The sequence below is a fragment of the Kitasatospora sp. NPDC038210 genome (assembly GCF_055600605.1).
Genome location: NZ_JBVJYK010000026.1, coordinates 83696 through 106951, shown reverse-complemented (window position 1 = coordinate 106951; position 23256 = coordinate 83696). Strand labels below are relative to the sequence as shown.

Genomic DNA, 23256 nt, shown 5'->3' with positions numbered 1-23256 from the left:
GTCAGCCCACCCCCATCCGCATAGCGCATACCAACGGGATAGCGCGCAAATGATGGTCAGTCAGCTACACAAACAGGCCAATCACCTTGAAGAGCCGATGTCAGTAACGGCGTTGCATCGCCCGGTCCTCCGCCGCGCGCCGCTGCCGGTTGGCCCGGTCCTTCGCGGCGTCCTTGCGCGTCTGCGCCGCACCGGGGGGCTCGACGACGAAGTTGCAGTTGCCGCAGACGTAGCCCCCCTCCGGGCCGTAGGTGATCTCCGCCCCGCACTGCGCGCAGTGCATCCCGGACACGCTCACCTCCCGCGTGGTGACCTCCCGCAGTGCGGCGTTCGCCGGCGGCGGGACCACGTACCAGCACGATCCGCAGACGTAACCGCCCTGCGGGCCGTGGCTGACGGGCTGCCGGCACTTGCCGCAACGGGGAGTGTTCATACCTACCTCACGATGGACGGGACGACGGGGACTGCTCGCGCGGACGACGGCACCGCACGGCCGATGACGGCGCCGCACTGCCCGCAGGCAAGCTGTCTACCCTGATCCTGCATCAGCGACCCACAGTTCGGACACTGCATGGCGATTCCCTCCGGCCTCCTCGGTGGTGCAGCCATCGTGGCGCGGGTACCCCGGAGATCGGAAGCCCCGTACCCCGAGGAGCAGTCGGCATTCCTGGCGCCCCATCAACCCGAGCCGTTGTGGCGCCCGGAGACGGCACGGGGCGGGCGCTCGGCGTTACGCTCCCCCGATGGTGACGGTGCTGGTCAACGGTCTGCCCGGGGCGGGCAAGACGACGCTCGCGCGCGCTCTGGCGGCTGAGCTGCGGCTTCCGCTCTTCAGCAAGGACTCGGTGAAGGAGACCCTGGCGGACACGCTCGGCGTTCTGCGCCCTGCGGGGTGCACGGACCGGGAGTGGAGTCGGACGCTCGGCGCGGCCGCCGGCGAGACGCTGTGGACCCTGCTGGCCGACGCCGGTGGCCGGGCCGTCCTGGAGAGTCCGTGGTTGGCTCACACCCGGCCGGTGGTGGCGGCGGGGCTCCGGCGCGCGGGTGTCTCCACGGTCCTCGAAGTGTGGTGCGACGTACCGCCGGACGTGGCGCGTCGTCGCTTCGCCGCGCGCACGGCCGAGCGGCACGGCGTCCATCCCGAGCGCCCGGGCGGGTTCGGCGGGGACTGGGACCTGTGGTCCCGGGGCGCCGAACCGCTCGGGCTGGGAGTCGTCCACCGCGTGGACACCACCCGTCCGGTCGATGTCCCGGCGCTCGCGGCCGTCCTCTCGGCCGCGCGTTGACGCTGCCGCCGACAGGTGCGTGACGAGGGCGCGGTGACCGCCGGCGCTCAGTGCCGTCGCCCGCCCGGGCGACGGCGGGCGGCGGGCAACGGGTGGTCCGCCAGGGGCTGCGACTGCTCCGGGCGCAGGGCCAGGCCCACCCCGACGGCGGCCGTGGCCAGGCCCAGCGCGGCCAGCGGCCGGGACCACTCACCCACCGTGGCGGGGGCGAACGCGGGTGGCAGGACCAGCAACGAGGCGGTGAGGGCGGCGGCCGCGGAGGCGGGGCGGATGCTCGGGTGCCGGGGGCCGAACGCGTCGAGCAGCAGCAGGTGGGCGGCGAGCAGGACGGTCACGGCGAGCGCCCGGCCCCACGACGGTTCGCCGAGCGCGGCGAGCAGGACGGAGGCGGCGGCGAGGAGGGTGGGGCGGGTCGCGGACAGGCGCGCGAGCCAGGCCGGCGGGGCGCCCGACGCGTCCGGGCCGGCCGGTGCGGGCACGGCGGCCCACAGGGCGCCGACGGCGACCGGCAGCAGGCTGACCGGCCCCAGCCGGTCGGTGAGCGTGCCGTCTCCGGTGCCCGCGGCGGCGAGCGCGAGGGCGGTTCCGGTGGCGCGCAGGGCGGCGCGTTCCAGGCGCGGCGCCCAGCCGGTGCGGTGGGCCGGTGCCGCAGCGCCCGTACGGGGGCGGCGGGCCGGTTCGGCGAGCGTGCGTGGCGGGGACCCCGGCTTCGTGGCGCGGGTCGTTCGGGGCGCGCGGGTCGTTCGGGGCGCGCGGGTGGCGTCGGGCGCGTCGGTCGGGCGGGTCGGTCCGGTCATCGGGCGGCTCCCACGATCCGGCGCCGCAGCAGGGGCCCGAGGGCCAGGTCCAGGCTCTCGCCGGGTGCGTGGCGGACCACCGGGATGCCCCGGCCGCGCAGGGTGGCGCGCATCGCCTCGCGTTCCGCGCGCCACAGGCGCAGCGCGAGGGCGTCGGTCTCGTCGTCGGGGCGGGCCGCCGGTTCCCCGACCGGGATCTCCACCACGACGAGCGGGTTGCCCCGTTCGCGTACCCGGCCGAGCACGTCGAGGATGCGCTGGTCGGCGAGCGGGGTGAAGGCGTAGACGAGGGCGTGGCCGGGCAGGGCCGCGAGCGGCAGGGTCGGCAGGGGGCCGCGCGGGGGGCGGTCCTGACGGACCTCCAGCACGCTCTCCACGATGCGGTAGAACTGCCGGTCCCCGGTGGAGGAGGTGAGCAGGCGCAGGCGTCCGCCGACCGCGACGAGGCCGATCCGGTCGTGGCGGCGCAGGTAGGCGCGGGTCAGGCCGGTGGCGGCGCGCAGGGTCTCGTCCAGGCTGCGCAGTCCGGTGGTGGCGTCGATGTAGTCGGCGAGCGTGTCGAGCAGGACGACCGCGTCGGCTGCGCGTTCGGCGGCGAACTGGTTGATCTGGACGGCGTCGCGGCGGGTCGTGGACGGCCAGTGGATCCGGCGCTGCCGTTCCCCGGGCACGTGCGGGCGGACGCCGACGACCTCGATGCCGGTGCCCTCGTGCGCGGTGGTGTGCTCGCCGATCCGTTCGGGCAGGCGCACCGGGATCGGGGTGAGGCGGGCGGCGTCGGGGACGGGGAAGACGTCGACGGTGCCGAGGTCGGTGCGGACGGTGCGACGGGTCAGGCCGCGGGCGTCGGGGACGTCGAGGTCGACGACGCCCAGGTGCCGGCGGCCCCAGCTGGCGGCGTGCAGGACGAGGTCGACGCCGGTCGGGGTGACGGTCAGCGCGTCCAGGGTGACGCCGGGGCCGAGCGTCACGACGGGCTCCGGCGGGCCGATCCGGCCGTCGTGCTGCACGGTGACGTGCACGGCGACGGCCTCGCCCTCGAAGCAGCGCTGCGGGCGGACGGTGCTCTCGGCGGACAGCCGGGTGGGGCGGCTGCGGCCGGGGGCCGCCAGGGCGAGCAGGACGGCCGCGAACGCGGCCGGGGCCAGGAGCCAGGCGTGGCCGGTGACCAGGGCGGCGAGGGCCGCGACGGTGGCCACGGTGAGCAGGCGCAGGGTCTGCTCACCGGGCCGCCAGTACGGTGCCGGCGGGGCGTCGGGCAGCCCGGCGGCGGTGGCGCGGACGCTGCGGGCGACGGCCAGCGCGCGGACGCGGCGGGCGAGCCGGTCCGTGCCGCCGGTGCCGTCGGTGGCCGTCGGCAGGCTTGCGGCCGGGGCCCGGCCGGGGCCCGGGGTCCCGCTGCCGTCCGACGCGGCGTTCACCGTGTCCCCGCGTGGGGCAGCGTCTGCGGTGCGGGGACGGAGGCGACCAGCCGCGCCATCACGTCGTCCGCCTCGATCTGGCGCACCCACAGTTCCGGCTTGAGCGTGACGCGGTGGGCCAGGGCCGGGCCGGCGAGTGCCTTGACGTCCTCGGGGGTCAGGTAGTCCCGCCCTTCCACCATGGCGTGGGCGCGGGCCAGTTGGACCAGCGCCAGGCCGCCGCGGGGCGAGGCGCCCACCTGGATCTGCTGGTCGTTGCGGGTGGCGTCGACGAGGGCCATGACGTACGCGACCAGGTCGTCGTCGACCTCGACCAGTTCCACCGCCGCCCGCATGGCCAGGAGTTCCGCCGGGCCGGCCACGGTCTCCAGGACCGGCTCGGGGGCCGCCCGGTCGATCCTGGCGCGCAGCATCGCCGCCTCGGTGGCGGTGGGGAGGTACCCCATGCGGACGCGCAGCAGGAAGCGGTCGAGCTGGGCCTCGGGCAGGGCGTAGGTGCCCTCGTACTCGATCGGGTTGGCGGTGGCGATGACCAGGAAGGGGTCGGGCAGCCGGCGGGTGGCGCCGTCGACGGAGACCTGGCCCTCGGCCATCGCCTCCAGCAGGGCGGCCTGGGTCTTGGGCGGGGTCCGGTTGATCTCGTCGGCCAGCAGCAGCTGGGTGAACAGCGGGCCGGGCCGGAACACCATCTCGCCGGTGTTGCGCTCGTAGAAGGGGGCGCCGGTGACGTCCGAGGGCAGCAGGTCGGGGGTGAACTGGATCCGGCGGAAGTCGAGGCCGAGGGTGGTGGCGAAGGATCGGGCCAGCAGGGTCTTCCCGAGCCCGGGCAGGTCCTCGATCAGGACGTGCCCGCCGGCGAGGGCGCCGAGCATGACCAGGCGCAGCGCCTCGGGCTTGCCGACCACGGCCCGTTCGATCTCCGCGATGACCGCGCGGGCGCGCTCGCCGGCCTGTTGCGGGGTGAGCGGCGGAGGAGTCGCCGGGACGGTTCCCTGCGGTGCGGGACCGGCGGGACTCACCGGACCGGCAGGACTGGCGGGACCGGCGGGACGGGCGGAAAGGTCGGGCATGACGCTCCTGCAGAAACGATTCGGTCGGTGGGAGGTGATGGAGGGGCGGCCGTCACAGCGAGTCGAGCCGGTCGACCAGCTCGCGCAGGACCGCCGCCGGGAAGGCTTCGGCCGGGGCCGGCGTCAACGGGTCGATCCACGGCCACAGCCGGGGCCCGAGGAGTTCGGCGGCCCGGGCGCGGTCGGCCGACAGGTCCACGCCGTGCGCCTCCGCGAGCCGTACCGTGTACAGCCGTTGGAGCCGGAAACGCAGCGGCGCGGTGTCCCCCTGGGGGTCGAGGCCCTGGCGGACCGTCCAGCGCCAGTCACCGAGGCCGGGCTCGTACGCCTCCATCTCCTGCGGCCGACGGCGCCGGAAGAAGGTCTCGGTCTCGGTCGCCGCCCCGGCGACCCGGCGGGCGACGAGCAGGCCGACGGCGGTCAGCAGGACCGCACCGGCCCCCGCCCCGGGCCAGCCGCCGACCAGGGCGAACAGGATCTCGGCGAGGACGGCGGGCAGGGCCAGCTCGATCAGGCTGTGCCGCACCGAGCCCGGCCGGGCCAGTTCGCGGTCCGTCCCGTCCACGGGCCCGTCGCGTCGGGGTGCTGAACTGCTCACCGCTGCTCCCCTGTTGTGTCAGCTCCGGTTGGGTGAGCGCCTGTAGCGTGACCCGCTGCAGGGTGTGCCTCTGCTGTGTGCGCGACGGCCGGTGTGCCCTCGTCCGCCGCGGCCCCGGCGTCCGCGGGCTGGGCGTCCGCGAGCCGGGCGGCGATGGCGTCCAAAGCCGTACGGGCCCGGTGCACCTGGCTGTCGTCCATCGGGTGGGTCGAAAATCTGGCCTCGCGGAACAGCGTCGTCAACTCCCGTGCCCCGGCGGCGTCGACCCGCTCGTCGGACAACGCGCGCACCAGCAGCTCCGTAGGGCTCTCCCAGTCCTGCCGGGGCAGTCCGGAGGCGGCCAGCGAACCCTCCATGGCCGCGTAGCAGGCGATCACCGCCGCCCGGGCGTCCGCTCCCTCCAGGGCCCTGCGGCCCGAGGCGACCGCCTCGACGAGTGCGCCCTCGGGGCTCGCGGGCGCAGCGGGCAGCACCTCGGGCAGTTCCCCGCTACGGCGCCTCGACCTGCGCAGCCGGACCACGGCAAACGCGCCGACGGTGAGGACGGCTGCCGCCGCCAGGGCGATCACGGCCACGAGCAGCATCCCGAGCCCCTCGCCGGACTCCGGCGAGACCGGCACCGGCGGGGCCGACGGGACGGCCTCGGGGGTGGAGTCGGGCGAGGGCAGCGAGAGGTCGGGCAGCGCGTCCCCTCCGGACCGGCTGTGCAGGACCAGCAGCAGGACCGGCACGGCGACGGCGGCCAGGGGCAGCAGGAGCATGGCCGTCTCCCGCAGGCGGTCGGCCCGGGGTGTCGGCCCGTCGAGGTGGCGGACCTCCTCGCGGAAGCGCACCGCGAACCTGCCCACCAGGACGGCCCAGCCGAGCCCGAGCAGCACCACGTAGCCGAGGCCCGTCACCGGCCCGCTCGTCGCGGTGCCCAGTAACCCGCTCCCGGGCCGCAGGGTCGCGGCAGCCGTCAGCAGCCCGACGACGACCAGCACTGACGCCGCCCGTCGGCCGTGCCGTCCGCGCGTACGCGTCGGCGATCCACCGCTCATGCGAACCCCCCGGTCCCCCGCGCGCACGAACGGCGCGCGAGGTGCAGCGTCGCACACCGGCCGTCACGGTGTCACCTGCCGTCGCAGGCACCCCGTGCGTCCCCGGTGTCCCCGGTGTCCCGCGCCCCGCCGGCACGCGCCCGACCGGGGCGGAAGGCGGTCGGAAAATTTCTTCGAACCCGTCTGCAACCCCCGCGGTGGCCGCACGTCTGTATCAGTGAGGGGAACGGAACGGGGCGACTCACAGGGGGGGCCACCGTCCGGGAGCCGGCCTCCGTGACCCGTCGGGTCCACGAGGCCGCTCGACCGCTCACTCACGTACGCACAGGTACACGCACACCCACATCCCATCGCCTTCGGTACCGCCGAACCCTCTGTTCGGCATGTCCATGACAAGATTGTTCCAGGGGGAACCATGTCCAGCACCACCCGTATCCGCCGTTCCCGCCGCGCCGTCACCGTCGCCGCCGCGCTCGGTGTCCTCGCACTGGGCGGCTCGCTCGCACTCCCGGCGCAGGCCGCCTTCGCCGACGGCGTGCACCAGGGGACGCTGACCGTCCGGACGCCCCAGGAGGTCGGCTTCGCCGGTCAGCCGGTCGCGTTCACCGAGACCGTGACCAACACGGGCACCGAGACCACCGCCTTCTCGCTCGTCCTGCAGACCACGACCGAGGCGGGCACCCCGCCGCACGCGATCACGATCGACTACAAGGACCCGGCGAACGGCAAGTGGACGTCGGTCCCGTTGGAGTTCTACCGCGGCGACAGCGAGGCCACGTACCACGGCCTGATCAACGGCATCACGGTCGCGGCCGGCAAGACCGTGAAGCTGGACATGCGCATCGGCGCCCCGATGGGCCTGCCGCACGACGGTGCGAGCAACGGCGGCTTCCGCTCCATCACCCTGAGCTCCCGCCTGACCGTTCCGGGCACCTGGGAGAACCTGGGCGAGCTGGTCAGGATGATCTCGGTCGAGTCCGTCGTCAGCTCCCTGGCCCCCGTGCCCACCACGGCGGTCGCCGGCGGCGCGCCGATCGAGTTCGACGCGGTGCTGTCCAACCCCACCCCGTCCGCCTACGTCAACCTCGGCAACGTGCTCTTCACCAACAGCCACGCCACCGTCCAGGTCCGCAAGGCGGACGGCACGTGGACCACGCTGAAGAAGTACGCCAGCGACTCCGACGACACGGCCGGCGTCTACCTGCAGGGCCGCAACTCCTCCATCGGCGCCGGGAAGACCACGGTGACCCGGGTGCGCGTGTCCTACGACGGGACCACCCCGCTGGGCGCGACCCAGATCAACCCGTGCGTCTTCGTCAACGAGGGGAGCACCCCCTTCCTGGGGACCACCATGTGCAACCAGGGCAGCACCGTCGACGTCGTCGCCCCGACCGCGACCCCGGCCCCCACCACGCCCCCCAGCAGCGCTCCCACCACCGCCCCGGGCAAGACCCCCGGCAAGACCGGCGGCACCTCGGGCACCGGTGCCGAGCGGGGCACCGGCACCAAGCAGGGCACGGACGTGAAGCAGGCCACGGACACCAAGCCCGCGACCGACACGGCGCCCGCACCCGTCGCCCCCGTCGTGGCTGCCGAGCCCGCCGCGGGTGCCGCCCCCGCGGCCCCCGCCGCCCCCGCCGTGGGCGAACTCGCCGCCACCGGTGCCGAGTCCAGCACCGTCCCGGCCGTGGCCGCCGCGGCGCTCGCCACCCTCGGGGCCGGCGCGCTCGTCCTCGTCGGCCGCCTGCGCCGCCGGTCCTGAACCACCTCGCGACCCGCGCCCTCCCCGGTCACCCACCGGGGAGGGCGCGGGTCCGTCCGTCCCGATGGCCGTGCGTTTCGGTGGCCGTCCCTACCGGTCGCCGCCCCGGTCGGCGGCCGTCCCCGCCGCCGCCCCTCCGCGCCGCCGGCTCACGAACGGACCGTCAGCCCGTCCAGGGTGAGGTCCAGCAGGCGTTCGGCGCGTGCCCGCAGGTCGGGCCCGGCCGAGGTGAGGGCGATGCCTTCGAGGGCGGCCGCGAGGTCGGCGGGGCCGATGTCGGTGCGGATCGCGCCGACGGCCGTGCAGGCGTCCATCAGGGCGGCGAGGGCCCGTCGGATCATGTCCCGGCTGTGGCCGTGCGAGATGCTGCCGGCTGCGGCGAGGGCGCGCAGTGCGTCGGCCATTCCGGCCTTGGCGGCGACGTAGTCGAGGAAGAGCCGGGTCCAGGCGCGCAGCGCTTCGTACGGCGGCTCGGCTGCGAGCAGGCCGGGGACGGCGTCGCACAACTGGGCCAGCTCGTTGCGGTAGACCGCCTCGATCAGGGCCTCACGGGTGGGGAAGTTGCGGTAGAGGGTCGCGCTGCCGACGCCCGCCGCCTTCGCGATGTGTTCCATGCGGGCGTCGAGCCCGTCCTCGGTGTAGACGCGCACGGCGGCGGCGAGGATCTTGTCCCGGTTGCGCTGCGCGTCGGCGCGCAGCGGGCGGTGCGAGCTGCCGTCGGTCACGTGTCGTCGTTCCTTCCTGTCTGCCGGTCGATCCTTCCGGTCCTGTCCGCCGATTGCCAAGCGGATGGTTCCCCACTTAACGTGGGATCAAGTGGGGAACCCCCCATTTTCATCGCGGACCAACCTCGGCCCACCCTCGGGCCACCCTCGGGCCGGCCCGCCCGCACAACTCCGGAAAGGCTGCCCATGCCGGGAATCGAAGGCAAGGTCGTGGCGATCACTGGCGCCAGTAGCGGCATCGGGGCGGCGACCGCCCTCCACCTCGCCGGGAGGGGCGCCCGGCTCGTCCTCGGGGCACGACGCGAGGACCGGCTGGACGCGGTGGTCGCGCAGATCACCGCGCAGGGCGGCAGTGCCGTCGGCGCCGTCGTCGACGTGACCCGCCGCGAGGACTTGCGGCGCCTGACGGACACGGCGCTCGACCGGTTCGGCCGGCTCGACGTCCTGGTCTCCAACGCCGGCACCATGGCGGTGTCCCCGTTCGACGAGCTGCGCCAGGACGACTGGGACGCCATGGTCGCCACCCACATCACCGGCCTGCTCAACGGGATCGCGGCCGCCCTGCCCGTCTTCCGGGCGCAGCGCTCCGGCCAGTTCGTCAACATCGGCTCCACCGCGGCCTACACGGTGAAGTCCCCCCAGGGCGTCTACGCGGCGACCAAGACGGCGGTCAAGGTGCTCACCGAGGGCCTGCGCCAGGAGTCCGGGCCCGACCTGCGCGTCACCCTCGTCTCCCCCGGCTTCACCGACACCGAGGGCATCGGCAAGGGCGCCGCTCCCGACGTCGCCGCCGCCCTCCTCCGCCGGCGCGACGAGATCGCCATCCCGCCGTCCGCCATCGCCGCCGCCATCGCCCATGCCATCGACCAGCCCGAGGGCGTCGACGTCAGCGAGATCGTCGTCCGCCCCACGGCACAGGACTGACACCGGGGGCGGCGCTCCCTCCCCGCCCCTCCCCGCCCTGGACGGGACACGCGGAAGGTCCCGGCCGTCGTGCGGACGGGACCTTCCGCGGTGGGCGGGGCGCTGCCCGGCGGGCGGGTCAGCCGGTGGTGCGGGGTGCGAAGACGCCGAACGTGGCGCCCTGCGGGTCGCGGACCACGGCGATCCGGGGGCCGTTCTCCATCTCCACGTCGACGGGCCCGTGCAGGACCTCGGCCCCCAGGCGCGTCGCGGTCGCCGCGGCGGAGTCCACGTCCGCGACCTGGAAGTACGGGGCCCAGTGGGACGGAACCTCCGCCGGGATGGAGGCGTCCATCGCCATCACGCCGCCGAACATCTCACCGGCCAGGCCGACCATCGGGTAGACGTCGTCCGGCCAGACCTGCCAGCCGAAGGTGGTCTTGTAGAACTCCACCGCGGCGTTCCTGTCCCGGGTCGACAGGTCGACCCAGCCGAAGGCGTTCGGCTCGTTCACCACGCCGAACCCGGCGAACTTCCGGGCCTGCCAGACGGCGAACGGCGCGCCGGTCGGGTCGCTGAGCAGCGCCCAGCGGCCGAGGTCGCCGATCTCCATCGGCCCCATCCACACCTGGGCTCCCGAGCCCTTGGCGGTCCCGCAGGTGCCGTCGACGTCCTCGGTCGCGAAGGACACCAGCCACATCACCGGCTGCTGCGGGTTCATCAGCGGCGCCACGGCCGCGGCGGGCGCGCCGCCGTGGGAGAAGGTGGTGTAGCCGCCGTACTGCGGGTCGGGGTCGGTCTCGGCGCTCCAGCCGAACAGTTCGCCGTAGAACGTCTGAGCGGCGGGGAGGTCGCGGGCGCTCAGCTGCGCCCAGCACGGGGAACCGGGGACGATCTTGGTCACCTTCAACGCACGAGCCTCTCGGTGTCGGGTTCGGGGCAGGAGGACCATATCCGACAGTTCGTCAGATGTCCGGTACGACCGGCGGTTCGGGGGACGGCCCGGTGCGGCCGGGCCCCGTTTCCCGTCCGGGGGCCGAGGGCAGAGCGCTTCCAGGGGCCGGTGCCGGAGCGCTGGGGTTCTGTCACGTCCCGTCGCGCACCGTGGCGGAGGTGCTGCGCAGCAGGAGAAGGGACTCCGGGGTGGCACATCGTGAGGCAGGGCCGCCGGTCACCCCGATCGGCGTCACCGGCACGACCGACACGGCAGCGGCCGGGGCGGGCGCCGCATGAGCGCCGTCGACCGCACCGAAGGCGGCGCCGACGGCGACTCGCAGCCGCTCTACGTCCAGAACGTCATCGCCGTCAGCGGCTTCGCCTACGGCACGATCGGCGCCGACATCCACGTGCACGGCGCCGACGGGCTCCCGCTGTACCTGCTCGCCGCCTGGCAGCGCACGATGGACACCGACCCGGGGTGGCTGCGCGAACTCCCGAGCCGGATGCTCAACGCCCGCCGCGCCGTGGTGCCCTTCACCGGCCGCCACGACGAGCTCGCCCGGCTGCGGGAGTGGCGCGACGGCGACGGCGCGCGGTTGGGGGTGCGCTGGCTGTACGGCCCGGGCGGCCAGGGCAAGAGCCGCCTGGCGGCCCGGTTCGCCGACGAGTCCGCCGAGGCGGGCTGGAAGGTCGTCGTCGCCTTCCACGGCCCCGACGCCGACCCGATCCCGCCCGGCAGCCAGGACCTGCGCCCCGCCGGGGCGACCGGGGTGCTGTTGATCGTCGACTACGCGGACCGGTGGCTCACCACCAACCTGACCTGGCTGCTGAAGAACGCCCTGCTGCACCAGAGCAGCGTGCCCACCCGGGTGCTGATGCTGGGGCGCACCATGGACGAACTGCCCCAGCTGCGCGGCATCCTGGACACCTACCAGGCCGGTGTGTCCGTCCAGCCCCTCCCGGCCCTGCCCGCGGACGGCGCGGGCCGCGGCGCGATGTTCACCGCCGCGCGGGACGCCTTCGCGGCCGTCTACCGCCTGCCCGACGCAGCCGCGGTCCGGCCGCCCCTGGCGTTGCACGGCACGGAGTTCGGCCTGACCCTGGCCGTCCACATGGCCGCCCTGGTCGCCGTCGACGCCCGTGCGACCGGATCCGCCCCGCCGGCGGACCGGTCCGGCCTGACCATGTACCTCCTGGACCGCGAGCGGCTGCACTGGGCGCGGCTGTACGGCGACGGCGTCAACGCCGGGCAGGACGGGAACGGATTCCGCACGCCGCCCGAGGTCATGAACCGGGCCGTGTACGCCGCCGTCCTCACCGGCACCCTCTCCCGCGAGGCCGGTACGGCGGTCCTCGACCGGCTCCGGTTGCCGGACCCCCCGGACGTCCTGAAGGACCACGCGTCCTGCTACCCGCCGGCCGCAGCCGACACCTCGACCACACCGACCGAACCGACCCCCGGCCAGGTCCTGGAGCCCCTCTACCCCGACCGCCTCGCCGAGGACTTCCTCGCCCTGACCGTGCCGGGACACCGCCTCGCCTACCCGCCGCAGCCGTGGGCGGTGCCCGACACCTCGTCCCTGCTCACCCGGCACGGCCCCGAGCGCGCCCCCGCGCCCTGGACGCCCCGCGCGGTCACCTTCCTGCTGTCGGCCGCCCAGCACTGGGAGCACCTCGGCCCGCAGCACCTCTACCCGCTGCTGCTGGCGGATCCGCGTCTGGCGGTCGACGCCGGGAGCGCCGCGCTGACCGTACTCGCCGGGCTGCCCCACGTCGTCCCCGTCCTCGAAGCCGTCGAGCCGCACCTGCCGCCCGACCGGCACACCGACCTCGACCCCGGCATCGCGGCCGTGATCGGCCGCCTGACCGAGCACCTGCTGCGCCGCACCCGGGACCCGAACGACCGGGCGCTCCTCCACACCCGTCTGGCCACGCGCCAGTCGCACGCCGGTCTCCACCGCCAGGCGCTGGAGAACAGCGTGCAGGCGGTCGCGTGCCTGCGCGGCCCGGCCGAGGAGGATCCCGCGCAGTACCTGCCCGACCTGTCCAATGCGTTGGCCAACCTCGGCGTGTGCCGGTCGGTGCTGGGGCAGGCCGCCGAGGCGCTGGAGGACACCGAGGAGGCCGTCCTCCTGGCCCGCCGTCATGCGGCCGAGCACCCCGAGGCCCGCCGTCCCGGTGCTCCGCAGGCCGACCTGTCCCGCCCGCTGAGCAACCTGGTCCACCACCGGCTGGCGACGGGACGCCTCGACGAGGCCCTGGAGGCGGCCCGGCAGGCGGTGGACCTGTGCCGCGAACTGTCCGACGCGGACCCCGACGGTTACCGGCCCGCCTACGCCCGTGCGCTGGTCAACGCCGGGATCGCGCTGTTCGAGTCGGGGCACCGGGCCGACGCCGTCGAGGCCGGCCGGACCGCGCTCGCGGTCTACCGGGGCCTCGCCGCCGACAGCCCGGACCGCTTCGACCCCGAGTTCGCGACGTCGCTGGTCACCGTGGCCAACCACCTGTGGGGCATGGGGCGCGGCGCGGAGGCGCTCGGGGTCGCCGCCACGGCCGTGGGCATCCGGCGCCGGCTGGCCAGGGTGAACCCCGACGCCTTCCGGCCCGCGCTCGCCCGCGCGCTGACCGCACTCGGCGTCTACCAGCGGGCGGCCGGCCTCGACGACGAGGCACTGACGACCGCCGAGGAGGCCGTCCGCCAGTGGCGCGAACTGGTCGCGGCCAACCCGGCGTTGCACGAGGAGTTCCTCGCCGCCGCCCTGTCCAACCTCGGCAACCGGCTCGCCGCTGCCGACCGGCCGGAGGAGGCCCTGACCGCCACCGAGGAGGCCGTGCTGATCCTCGACCGCCGGGCCGCGACCGGCCGCGCCGTCGACCGGGACAGCTTCGCCATCGCGTTGAACAACCTGGGCAACCGGCTGGCCGCGGTGAACCGGCCGGAGGCCGCCCTCGACACCTCGCGGAAGGCCGTGGAGATCTACCTCGTCCTGGTCGGCGAGCACCCGGCGGCGTACGAGCCGGCCCTGGCCCGGGCGCTCGCGAACCTGGGCATCCGGTGGGCGCAGCTCGGCTTCCTCCGCAAGGGGCTGGACGCGACCGAGGAGGCGGTGCGCATCCAGCAGGCCCTGGCTGCCGCGAACCCCGAGGCGTTCACGACCGACCTGAGGCGCTTCACGTACAACCGTGACGCGCTCCGCGCGGAGCTCGCCGAGCGCTCGCCCCGGCCGCGGTGACCTACGCCGCTCCGGCCGGCCCTCCGCCCTCGGCCACTCCTGCGTCCCCGCCCTGTTCCCTGCCCTCGTGGTAAACCAGGTTCCCGCCCTGGACCCCGAAAGCGCGCCCGCTGTCGCGGGCGGTGACCGTCTGCTGGTACACCCGGGTCGCCGTCTCCTGCGGCAGCGCCGGGACCAGCACCTCGTCCAGCACCCTCCGGAGCTCCCCCGCGAGTTCGGGCTGCCGCCGGAGCAACGTGGCCAGCCGCCCCTGCCACTCCGCGGCGAGCGTGCCCCGCAGCTCCTCGTCGTCCTGTTCGCGGGCCTCCAGCGCCTCCTGCCGGAGCTCGGCCAGCTCCGCACCGACCGCCTCGGCGCCGTCCGGCCGGAACCTGCGCCACACGGCGACCATCGCGTCCCGCGCGTGCTCCCAGGCGTCCGTGGCCATCGCCCCGACGAGTGACGAGCCCGCGACGGCCGCGAGCGTGGCTGGATCCATGAGATCCCCTCCCCCTGTGTCAACGGGCGTACGTGCCACCCCGGGTGCCCCGGGAACACCGGCCACCCGATTCCGGATGCTACGCACGGCGGGGTGCGGCGATCACAACAGTCGCCGCAACTGTCACTTCCCGGTCGGCAACGGACCGCTCATCGCCAACTCGCGTTCTACCGATGTCTCTTGACGACCGATTGGATCTCGATCCGGCGTATCGTGTTACGTTTCGCGGACCAACGGACAACAGGTTGACCCCGGCGGCGCTACCAACACCCCGGGGTCCGGCACAAGGAAGCCAACGAACTCCCGATGCGTATTCATCGTAGCGCGCCCGTACGTGACTTCACCGTACTTCCCAACAACGTCCTGCAGTACCGACGGCTCTCCTACACTGCCCGCGGTCTGCTCGCGGACCTCCTGTCCCGCCCCGACGGCTGGCGGGAGGACGGTCGGCAGATGGCCGACGCCAGCCCCCAGGGGCGCGGCGCCGTCCGCAAGGCCCTGAAGGAGCTGATCGCGGCCGGCTACTACCGGGTCGAGACGGTCCGCCTGCCGGACGGCACGCTCCGCACCGAGAACCACGTCTACGACACCCCTCAGCTCCCGGCACCGGCTACCACCCCTCCGGCACCCGGTGGAGCGACCACTGGTGGCGCTGACGCCCTACCAAAGAACCGAGACAAAGAACCCTCCCTCCCGGCCGTCGCGGAACGCGACGGGCCGGAGGTCGAACACCGGGCCCCCGAGGCCCCTCCCCCGCCACCGGACGAACGAACGCGGGAGGCGGTCGCAGCACTCTTCCGGGCGATCCGGCCCGAGCCCCGCCTCCGCCTCGGCGAGGCCGAAGCCCGGAAGCTCGCCCCGCTGGTCGCCCGGTGGCTGGAGCGCGGCGCCACCCACAGCGAACTCGCCCAGGCCCTCCTGCCCGGGCTCCCCGTCCCCCTGCACTCGGCGGCAGCGGTGATCCGCTACCGCCTGGAAAACAAGATGCCGCCCGAACGAGCCCCCGCAGGCCCGGCAGCGGCCCGGTACGCCGAGTGCGCCAAGTGCCACGACCCGGTGCCGCAGCCCGGCATCTGCCGCCCCTGCGCCGGGCTCGGCGCACCCACGCCCGCCGTCGGCGGCAGCGGGGCGACCACCCTCGCCGGAGTGGCCCGTGCCCGGGCGGCCCTCCGTGCGGCCCGTACGACCGCACTGGGCCTCGGCGGACTGGCCCAGCCCGGGTGAGGCCTCGCCGGCCGCGGCTTCGCCGGTGTGCCGCGGGTGTACCGCCGGGGCACCGAGCAGGCGCTCCGACGGGCGGGACGCGCGGCACCGGGCCCGTCCGACTGATCCGGATGCCACCGTGCGCGTGCAGCCCACCGGCCCTGCGGCGAGGTTGAGGGGATGGACACCATCATCGTGCTCGAAGCCGACACCCCGACCAACGTCCGGCTGCTCGGTGCCGACCACACACCGGCCGACCCCGAGAACCCCGTACGCCGCGCGCACACCGCCCGGGCAGCGGCCTCGGGCGTCTGCGACCCGCTCACGCTGTGCGGCCTGGACACCTCCGACATGACCCTCGCCCCGCACCGGTCCACCGACCTCGGCGAACCGCACCCCCGCCTCCCCTGGGCCACCTGCAGCAGCTGCCGCAAAGCCGAGGAAGGCACCCGGCCCGCCCCCGTCGCGGACCGCGCCGGCACGGACGCTGTCGGCACGGACAGCGCCGCTGCGGACGGCGCCGGCACGGACGGCCCGGAGGACGCCCCCCTCCCGGCCGAACCCCCGGCGCCCTGAACCAGCGACGGCCGGACGGGGCCGCGAGAGCGGCCCCGTACCCCCGGCACGCACCGGGCTCAGCCGACGGTCAGCTCGCGGCCGTACCCGGTGTGGGCAACCTCGTCGTGGAGGTCGGCGAGGTGGCGATCGGGATTCAGCAGGGCGACGACGGCTTCGGTGAGCGGCCGGTGATCGAGGACGTGCTGGATCGCCGTCAGGTCGGGCGTCTTCTCGTAGTACTCCTCGGCGAACTCCCGATAGGCCGCGGCCGTCCCGGCCACCAGCACGTCGAAGATCCAGCTCGCGCCGTCCACGTCGCCGTCGTTCACCTCCGGGAGGTCCACGGCCCCGCTCCGCCACTCGGCATCCGAGGCCTCCCGCCAGAAGCACACCGTCGCCCTCAGGGTGCCGTCGGACTCGCAGAAGGACGGCTCGGTCAGGAGCGGCTGGAACGCCTCGGGCACCGAATCCACCAGCCCGGGCCACAGCCGGAGCGGGTCCTCGGCCCAGGGCGTCATCGGCGACTCGTGGTCGAAGCCGCGGGCGAACGCGCCGGCCGCCGAGAACACCACCGAGTAGTCGTTCCCCGAGCCGTCGTGCATCGACGCCAGCATCTCCGACCCGGACCAGGCCGGGTCGAACGCGTAGTAGCGCAGCGACGGCTCGTCGCACATGATCACGTCCAGCACGGCCATGGCCTGCGCCCGGTCCCGAACGGTTGAGATCTCCGGAAGCCGGCTGGTCACGTCGTATACGGTCATGCGCCGATTCAACCGCAGCCCACCGACACGATTGCGCGGACGGCCACCGCGTCCGCCTTCCGCGGACCGCGCGTCCAGTGGCAGCCGGGCGCCGGTTCCGGGAGGCGCCCCGTTGCCCGTCGTCAGCCGGCAGTGCCGAGGGCCTCGGCGAGGCGGGTGTCCTGGTCGGCCGGGAGGCCGACGCGGGTGGTGCGCGGGCTGTGATGGTCACTGCAGCGGAGGACCCGGCTCGGCTGGGTGACGCGGGCTCCGCTGAGGGGGGGAGCGGTCGTCTTCGTGGTGCCAGGTGGCGCCGTCCCAGAAGGGATGGTCGAGCAGGGCCTCGGCCAGCGCGCCGACGGCTTCGGACGGCGTGCCGACGGCGGTCAGGGCGTCGGCGACGGTCCCGGCGGCGTCGGCCGGCAGGTCGGCGTCGCCGAGGACGGGCAGGAGGAGCAGCAGGCGGGCGTGCGGCTCGGTGATCCCCGGCGCGCCGCCGGGGTTCCGGGCGATGTGGACGAGCTCGCGCCAGGCGAGGCCGGGGCCGGAGTAGTGGCCCTCGATGCCGGCGAGCGGGGCGGTGCGGTCCCAGTCGGGGTGGGTGAGGCGGTAGTCGATCCCGTCGTCGTCCGTGAAGTTGCGGTGGACGATGACGATGCTGTGGCCGTGCTGCAGCGGCAGTCGGATGACGGGCCAGGCCGCCGGGTCGGTGAGTCGCCCGTACGCGGCGTCGGCGTCGGCGCCGTCGACGCCGAAGAGCTCCGGTGTCGGATCGGGCTCCTCGCCTTCGGAGAGCCACAGCAGGTGGGCGGCCCAGAAGCCGGGCAGGGCCAACAGGTCCTCGCCCGCCGTCAGGGGGTCGTTCTCGTATCCGGGGATCAGCACGCCGAGCATCCTTGCAGGCAGAGACGACGCCGGCCCGCACGGCGTGGGGCCCTGAGCCCGGATCCCCGCGCCGAGTACGGCGAGCCGGGCGGGGCGGGCGGGGCGGGCGGGCGGGGCGGGGACTACACGGGATCCTCTCTGATCAACGTGCCGTCCGGGCCCAGTCGGTGGACGCGCGGCGGGGGCACGGCTGCGATGGCCGCTCTGAGGGCGGCGTCCCGCTCGGCGGGGCCGGGGGCGTCGGGGTCCCGGACGAGGTAGCCGTGCAGGGCGACGGTCTCCGCGGCCAGGTCGCCCGGCTCCGGGCAGCCCTCGACGACGAAGCCGCAGAGCGCGCGCAGCGCGTCCTCGCCCATGTCCAGCGGGTGGAAGGGCAGCGGGTACGGCTCCTCGCCCTCTTCCTCGTCCGGCCACGGGACGATGTCGGCGGGGCGCTCCCCCGCCCAGTAGGGCGCCTCGAAGGGGAGCGGCTCGCCGACGTCCTCGATGATCCCGCTGTCCGGGGACAGGCTCAGCGCGCGGACGAGGCGCCCGTCCTCCCACACGCCGAAGGCCAGCCGGTCGACGACGCTGTGCATGGCGTGCAGGACCATCCGCCGGCCCGCGCTCGCCGCCACCAGTCCGTCCGGGAGGCGGGACGGGAAGTCGATCATGAAGCGTTGGTCGCAGACCAGCTCCACCCCCGGCCAACTCCCCGCGTGGGCAAGGCCGTTCGGGGGATGGACCCCGCGCCCGAGGTTCGACGGGGCGGCCGCGTCGATCGACCAGCCCGGGTACAGGCGCCGCATCATCGCGGCCGTCCGCTCGCGGTCCGGCGCACCGACCCGCTTCAGCAGGCCCGGCGCCTCCCCGTCGGCGTACACGAGCAGCCCGGTCTTGGCCCCCACGGTTCCTCCCTCACGACGAATGCCCACGTTGCGCTCGCAAGCTACTCGCCGGCACCGACAGAGCGCCGGGCGCTCGGCTGTGGGTGGGGCGGGGCGCCCCCGGCAGGCTTCGTCAGTGCCCGGCCGTCGCGATGAGGCGTCGCAGGGCGGTGTGGGCGGGTGGGCCCCAGGTGGGCTTGCCACCGGGGCGACCGCGGACCCCGGCCTCTCCGATGAGGATCCCGGCGAGGGCGCGCAGCACCGCGCATCCGCGGGCGCGGCGCAGGGTCGCGGCGTCCGGAGCCGACCGGTCGGCGGCACGGGGGCGGTGGGTGTCGTGGAAGCGGTAGGTGTCGTGGAAGCGGTCGACGGCACCGTCCGGCAGGAGGATCCAGGCGGCGGCGAGGTCGTAGGCCGGATCGCCTGCGCACAGGTCGCCGAAGTCGATCACACCGCAGAGGGTGCCGTCCGCGGTGAGGACGTTCGCCGGGTGGAGGTCGGCGTGGAGCCACAGCGCCGGGCCCGCCCAGCCGGGCGCGGCGACGGCGTCCGCCCAGACGGCGCGGACGGCGTCCGGGTCGGGGATCAGCCCCATTTCGGTGGCCGAGGCGAGCATCCTGGCGAACCCCTCCGCGTGCTCGGTCAGCGGCCCCCCGCGGTCGCGGCCGACGGGCGCCCCGTCGGGGGCGGGCCGGTGAAGGGCGGTCAGGAACCCGGCCAGGCGGTCGGCCGCGTGGGTGGCCCGCGTGGCGGGGGCGCGGTCGCCGGGCGCGCCGGGGACCCACGTGGTGACGATCCAGGGCCGCGGGAACCGCTCGGAGGGCTCCCCGAGGCGCTGCGGGACGGGGACCGGCAGGGGCAGCTGCGGGGCGAGGGAGGGCAGCCACGCGTGTTCCTTGCGCAGCAGTCCGTCCGCGGAATCCGTCGCCCAGGGCAGGCGGACGGCGAGGTCGTCGCCGAGCCGCCACAACTGGTTGTCCCAGCCGCGTGCGCCGAGCCTGATGGGGCGGTCGGCCAGGTCGGGATGCTGGTCGCGGAGCAGCTCCCGGACGAGCTCCGCGGTCATCTCGGTCGCGGTGTGCGCGGTGTGGGCCATGGGTGACAACCGTAGCGGCGAAGGGGCTCACCGGTGCGTGCTTCGGCGGCCGTGGCCGGACGGTGTGGGTGCGGGTGAGCGCGGGATGGGCGCGCTGTGGGCGCGCTGTGGGCGCCGAGCGCGGTTCGGGTCAGCCGGCGCGGAGCAGGACGGTGTGGGCGGGGTCGAGGGCGGGGTCGGTGCTCACGCGGGTGTCCTCCTGGGTTACGGCGGCGGTGGCGGTTACGGCAATGGCGGCGGCAGTTACGACGGCGGTGGTGGCAGTGGCGCTTGCTGCGGCGCGGGAGTCAGGCCGGGGTGTCGGCCGGCACCGACGGCACCGGATCCGGCTGCGCCACCTGGTCGCGGCTGGGCAGCAGCAACGGGGTGGCCAGGATGGCCAGCCCCGCGACGGCGAGGGTGGTGCGCGGGCCGGTGGCGCCGGCGAGCAGTCCGCCGAGCGCGGTGAGGACGGCGATGGCCGCCTGCTGGCCGATCGACCAGGCCGCCAGGGTGCGGGCGACGAGGTGCTTGGGGGTGTGTTCGAGCCGGTAGGCGGCGAGCACCGGGGTGTAGAGGCTCATGTTGACGATGATCGCCAGCTCGACGGCGATCACGGTGACGAGGCCGACGACGCCGGGGCGGACGAAGGCCAGGCCGATCAGCCAGACGGCGCGCAGGGTGCCGACGGTCCGGAACACCCGGTGCCGTCCGTAGCGGGCCACGACGCGGGGGGCCAGCCGGGAGCCGACGAGTCCGCCGAGGCAGGGGGCGGCGAAGGCGAGGCCGTACTGCCAGGGGGCGAAGTCGAGTCGGCGCAGCAGGAGGACGGCGAGCACCGGCTCGGTGGCCATGATCAGGCCGGAGACGAGCACGTTGTTGAGGTAGAGCGCGCGCAGACCGGGGTCGCCCAGGATGTGCCGCCAGCCGTCCAGCACCCCGCCCGCCCGGACCGGGCCGGTGCCGGTAGCAGTGCCGGTGCCGCTTCCGGTGTCGCTACCAGTGCCGCTGCCGGGCGGCCGCGGGGCCTCCTCCCGGCCACCGATCGCGGTGATGCCGAGCGCGGACAGCAGGTAGCTGAGCGCGTCGGCCACCACGGTGGTGACCGGCCCGAACGCCCCGATCGCCGCGCCGCCCAGCGGTGGCCCGACCGCGATGGAGCTCCAGTTCGTGGACTCGAACCGGGCGTTGGCCACGAGCAGGTCCTCCGGCCGGACGAGGGCCTTGAGGTAGGCGCCGCTCGCCGCGCCGAACGCGATCTTGGCGGCGGCGATCACGATCGAGACCACGAGCAGCTGGACGAAGCCGAGCCACCCGAGGGCGTAGGCCGCGGGGATGCTCGCCATGGCCGCGAACCGGGTCAGGTCCGTCGCGATCATGACCGGGCGTTTGCGCCGGAACTCCACCCACGGCGCGAGCGGCACCGCGACCAGCGCTCCCACCGCGGGCCCGACCGCGGACAGCGCGGACACCTCGGCCGGACCGGCGTGCAACACCAGCACGGCGATCATCGGCAGTGCCCCGAACCCCAGCCCGGACCCGTACGCGCTCACCGCGTACGCCGCCCACAGCCAGCCGAACCGGCGGCCCAGCCGTTTCCTGCCCCTCATGCTCGATGCGCCTCCTCGCCGTCTCGATCACACAAACCGGGGTTGATCGAGGAGAGCTAATCGGGCGGCACAACCGCGGGTCAAACAACCTCCGCGCCATCGCTGCACAACCGCGGGTTGTTCACTAGGGTGGTCGGCGTGGACCTCGAAGCAGTGCGCACCTTCGCCGCCATCGCGGACGCCGGCCAGTTCCAGAAGGCCGCGGTCGACCTCTCCGTCACCCAGCAGGCCGTCTCCAAGCGCGTCGCCGCGCTGGAGCGCGACCTCGGGGTGCGGCTGTTCACCCGCACCCCGCGCGGGGCCGAGCTGACCATCGACGGGCAGGCGTTCCTGCCCCACGCGCGCGAACTGCTGCGCGTCGCGGAGCGCGCGGTCGCGTCCGTGCGCGTGGGGCACCGCCCGTTGCGGGTCGACGTGATCGCCTCGCGCGGCGCGGCGTCGGGCCTGATGCGCGGCTTCCACCGCGCGCACCCGCAGATCGACCTCGACGTGGTGATGCTGCTGGAGATCGAGACGGCGATCGCCGCCATCCGCTCCGGCACCGTCGACGCGTCCTTCCGCGCCGTCGCCGCGCCCGGCCGGCCCCTGCCCGAGGACATCACGTCCGTCCGGGTGCTCGACGAGCCGCTCCAGCTCCTCACCGGCCCCGGCCACGCGCTGGCGGGCGCGAGGTCGGTGACCCTCGCCGAGCTGGTCGGCCACCGGATCTGGATGCCGGGCATCCTCCCCGGCAGCGAGTGGGGCGCCTACTACGACGACCTGGTCGCCGAGTTCGGTCTCACCATCGAGGCGACCGGCCCCAACTTCGGCTCCGACGCGCTCCTCGACACCATCGCCGACACCCCGGCCCTGGCCACCTTCATGAGCGAGCACACCCGCCTCGTCTGGCCCGCCGGCCACGGCCTGCGCCGCATCCCGGTGACCGACCCGACGCCCGTCTACCCGCACTCACTCCTGTGGCACCGCGACAACCCCCACCCGGCCCTGGCCACCCTCCGCACCCACCTCGCCGCCACGACCCCCGGCCACGACGCCCCCGACACCTGGGCGCCGGACTGGGTGCTGCCGCGCTGAACGCAGCCGGGCCGGCCGGGACCGGGCGGTGCTCAGTCCGTACCGCGTCCGCTCCCGAGCCCGGCCCCAGTGCCGGCACCGGCCCCATCGCCTGCACCGGCCCCGTTGCCTGCACCGGTGCCGGTCCGCCACACGGAACGGAGCCGCTCCGCCACCTCGGTGGCCTGGCGAAGACCCGACCGGTAGGCCGGCTCCCAGGCCGTCCGGTCGTTCAGGTCCGGGCCGAACACACCGATCGAAGCCGGATCCGGCTCGACGGTCACCACGGTGTGCGCCGCGGCCACGGCCAGCTCCCGGTGGAGCAGCTCACGCGGAAACAGGTGCGCCTGCGGGTCGATCACGACGAGCGTGCGCGCTCCGGCCGCGAGTGCGGCGTTGGTCGCCGACCGCAGGGAGCCGTCCATGTACCGGTGGCCGTCGACGGTGATCGGCGGATAGATGGCCGGGAAGGCCGTGCTCGCCGCCACTGCGACGGACAGCGGCGCGCCGCTCGTACGGTCGAGGACGGCCGGCTCGCCGGTCTCGGCGTCCACCACGGGGATGAGCAGCGGCCGGTCCGGCCAGTCGTCCGTGCCGACCATGGCGCCCATCCGGGCGACATGGGCCTGCTCGGGGCCGGTCTCGGCGTCGAGCGCGATCCGGCCGACCCGGCGCCGCGCCCCGTCCGGGTCCGCGGCGGCCTGACCGAGCACGGCGAACACCTCGCCCAGCCGGCGCCCGTCCACCCGCGGCGGCGTGCTGCCGGAACCGGCCGGCCGCACCGGCGTGGCCAGGCGGCCCGGGTCCTGACCGGTGGCCAGCAGTGCGGCGGTGATCGCGCCGGCCGAGGTGCCGACGATGAGATCGGCCTCGCCGAGATCCACCCCGCCGTGGCGCAGGCCGCGGGCGAGCCCGGCCGTCCAGGCGGTGCCGACGAGACCTCCGGCGCCGAGTGCGACGGCCCGGTCGTGTGCGTGCATGACTGTCTCCTCCCCGTTCTTGAAACAGTCGTAC

22 protein-coding genes are annotated in these 23256 nt (G+C 75.0%); 7 read left to right on the top strand and 15 right to left on the bottom strand.

Features of this window, described 5'->3' with window-relative positions; genetic code table 11:
* Nucleotides 1-100: 100 nt before the first annotated feature.
* Complete coding sequence (locus ACZ7KX_RS35250) at nt 101-433, bottom strand: hypothetical protein (protein ID WP_470330065.1); 333 nt, start codon at nt 431-433, stop codon at nt 101-103.
* A gap of 310 nt (nt 434-743) precedes the next feature.
* Between ACZ7KX_RS35250 and ACZ7KX_RS35245 the strand changes: the two genes are divergently transcribed.
* Nucleotides 744-1286, top strand: coding sequence for a P-loop nucleotide/nucleoside kinase family protein (locus tag ACZ7KX_RS35245; RefSeq protein ID WP_470330064.1), 543 nt, complete (start codon nt 744-746; stop codon nt 1284-1286).
* 47 nt (nt 1287-1333) lie between these two features.
* Here ACZ7KX_RS35245 and ACZ7KX_RS35240 read toward each other — a convergent pair whose 3' ends face one another.
* From ACZ7KX_RS35240 to ACZ7KX_RS35220, 5 genes are read right to left on the bottom strand one after another with little or no spacing between them, the layout of a single operon-like run.
* On the bottom strand, nt 1334-2083 hold the full coding sequence (locus ACZ7KX_RS35240) for a hypothetical protein (protein WP_470330063.1): 750 nt from the start codon (nt 2081-2083) through the stop codon (nt 1334-1336).
* The gene (locus tag ACZ7KX_RS35235) at nt 2080-3504 is read right to left on the bottom strand and encodes a DUF58 domain-containing protein (protein WP_470330062.1); all 1425 of its coding nucleotides are present in this window, start codon (nt 3502-3504) and stop codon (nt 2080-2082) included. Before ACZ7KX_RS35235 ends, ACZ7KX_RS35240 begins: the two co-directional genes overlap by 4 nt.
* Entirely contained in the window at nt 3501-4574 is a 1074-nt protein-coding gene (locus ACZ7KX_RS35230) for an AAA family ATPase (RefSeq protein WP_470330061.1), read from the bottom strand. Before ACZ7KX_RS35230 ends, ACZ7KX_RS35235 begins: the two co-directional genes overlap by 4 nt.
* Before the next feature lie 52 nt (nt 4575-4626).
* Nucleotides 4627-5172 (bottom strand): hypothetical protein, encoded by a 546-nt coding sequence (locus ACZ7KX_RS35225; RefSeq protein ID WP_470330060.1) that lies wholly within the window; start codon nt 5170-5172, stop codon nt 4627-4629.
* Entirely contained in the window at nt 5169-6155 is a 987-nt protein-coding gene (locus ACZ7KX_RS35220) for a DUF4129 domain-containing protein (protein ID WP_470330059.1), read from the bottom strand. Before ACZ7KX_RS35220 ends, ACZ7KX_RS35225 begins: the two co-directional genes overlap by 4 nt.
* A 472-nt stretch (nt 6156-6627) precedes the next feature.
* On the opposite strand from ACZ7KX_RS35220, the gene ACZ7KX_RS35215 reads away from it, so the two are divergent.
* Entirely contained in the window at nt 6628-7974 is a 1347-nt protein-coding gene (locus tag ACZ7KX_RS35215) for a hypothetical protein (protein WP_470330058.1), read from the top strand.
* Nucleotides 7975-8123: 149 nt separating this feature from the next.
* On the opposite strand, the gene ACZ7KX_RS35210 is transcribed toward ACZ7KX_RS35215, so the two are convergent.
* A complete protein-coding gene (locus tag ACZ7KX_RS35210) occupies nt 8124-8699 on the bottom strand; it encodes a TetR/AcrR family transcriptional regulator (RefSeq protein ID WP_470330057.1) in 576 nt (191 codons plus the stop codon).
* A gap of 186 nt (nt 8700-8885) precedes the next feature.
* Here ACZ7KX_RS35210 and ACZ7KX_RS35205 point away from each other — a divergent pair, with 186 nt between their 5' ends.
* Nucleotides 8886-9623 (top strand): SDR family oxidoreductase, encoded by a 738-nt coding sequence (locus ACZ7KX_RS35205; protein ID WP_470330056.1) that lies wholly within the window; start codon nt 8886-8888, stop codon nt 9621-9623.
* A 118-nt stretch (nt 9624-9741) separates the two neighbouring features.
* Here the strand turns inward: ACZ7KX_RS35205 and ACZ7KX_RS35200 are convergent, their stop codons facing one another.
* Complete coding sequence (locus ACZ7KX_RS35200) at nt 9742-10506, bottom strand: VOC family protein (protein WP_470330074.1); 765 nt, start codon at nt 10504-10506, stop codon at nt 9742-9744.
* Between the two features lie 325 nt (nt 10507-10831).
* Here ACZ7KX_RS35200 and ACZ7KX_RS35195 point away from each other — a divergent pair, with 325 nt between their 5' ends.
* Nucleotides 10832-13774, top strand: coding sequence for a tetratricopeptide repeat protein (locus tag ACZ7KX_RS35195; protein WP_470330055.1), 2943 nt, complete (start codon nt 10832-10834; stop codon nt 13772-13774).
* Nucleotide 13775: 1 nt separating this feature from the next.
* Here the strand turns inward: ACZ7KX_RS35195 and ACZ7KX_RS35190 are convergent, their stop codons facing one another.
* Nucleotides 13776-14252: a hypothetical protein gene (locus ACZ7KX_RS35190; RefSeq protein ID WP_470330054.1), complete on the bottom strand. Its 477-nt coding sequence runs from the start codon at nt 14250-14252 to the stop codon at nt 13776-13778.
* Between the two features lie 306 nt (nt 14253-14558).
* Between ACZ7KX_RS35190 and ACZ7KX_RS35185 the strand changes: the two genes are divergently transcribed.
* A complete protein-coding gene (locus ACZ7KX_RS35185) occupies nt 14559-15476 on the top strand; it encodes a hypothetical protein (protein ID WP_470330053.1) in 918 nt (305 codons plus the stop codon).
* 159 nt (nt 15477-15635) lie between these two features.
* Nucleotides 15636-16031: a hypothetical protein gene (locus ACZ7KX_RS35180; RefSeq protein WP_470330052.1), complete on the top strand. Its 396-nt coding sequence runs from the start codon at nt 15636-15638 to the stop codon at nt 16029-16031.
* A gap of 59 nt (nt 16032-16090) precedes the next feature.
* Here the strand turns inward: ACZ7KX_RS35180 and ACZ7KX_RS35175 are convergent, their stop codons facing one another.
* The 5 genes from ACZ7KX_RS35175 to ACZ7KX_RS35155 all read right to left on the bottom strand — a co-directional run bounded on the left by ACZ7KX_RS35175 (nt 16091) and on the right by ACZ7KX_RS35155 (nt 21189).
* Nucleotides 16091-16774 (bottom strand): hypothetical protein, encoded by a 684-nt coding sequence (locus ACZ7KX_RS35175; protein WP_470330051.1) that lies wholly within the window; start codon nt 16772-16774, stop codon nt 16091-16093.
* A gap of 207 nt (nt 16775-16981) precedes the next feature.
* On the bottom strand, nt 16982-17638 hold the full coding sequence (locus ACZ7KX_RS35170) for a hypothetical protein (RefSeq protein WP_470330050.1): 657 nt from the start codon (nt 17636-17638) through the stop codon (nt 16982-16984).
* 122 nt (nt 17639-17760) lie between these two features.
* On the bottom strand, nt 17761-18525 hold the full coding sequence (locus ACZ7KX_RS35165; RefSeq protein ID WP_470330049.1) for a DUF6928 family protein: 765 nt from the start codon (nt 18523-18525) through the stop codon (nt 17761-17763).
* A gap of 112 nt (nt 18526-18637) precedes the next feature.
* Nucleotides 18638-19600, bottom strand: coding sequence for an aminoglycoside phosphotransferase family protein (locus ACZ7KX_RS35160; protein ID WP_470330048.1), 963 nt, complete (start codon nt 19598-19600; stop codon nt 18638-18640).
* A gap of 287 nt (nt 19601-19887) precedes the next feature.
* On the bottom strand, nt 19888-21189 hold the full coding sequence (locus tag ACZ7KX_RS35155) for an MFS transporter (RefSeq protein WP_470330047.1): 1302 nt from the start codon (nt 21187-21189) through the stop codon (nt 19888-19890).
* A gap of 138 nt (nt 21190-21327) precedes the next feature.
* On the opposite strand from ACZ7KX_RS35155, the gene ACZ7KX_RS35150 reads away from it, so the two are divergent.
* On the top strand, nt 21328-22263 hold the full coding sequence (locus ACZ7KX_RS35150) for a LysR family transcriptional regulator (RefSeq protein ID WP_350520688.1): 936 nt from the start codon (nt 21328-21330) through the stop codon (nt 22261-22263).
* 32 nt (nt 22264-22295) lie between these two features.
* On the opposite strand, the gene ACZ7KX_RS35145 is transcribed toward ACZ7KX_RS35150, so the two are convergent.
* Nucleotides 22296-23222: a patatin-like phospholipase family protein gene (locus tag ACZ7KX_RS35145; protein ID WP_470330046.1), complete on the bottom strand. Its 927-nt coding sequence runs from the start codon at nt 23220-23222 to the stop codon at nt 22296-22298.
* Nucleotides 23223-23256 lie beyond the last annotated feature (34 nt).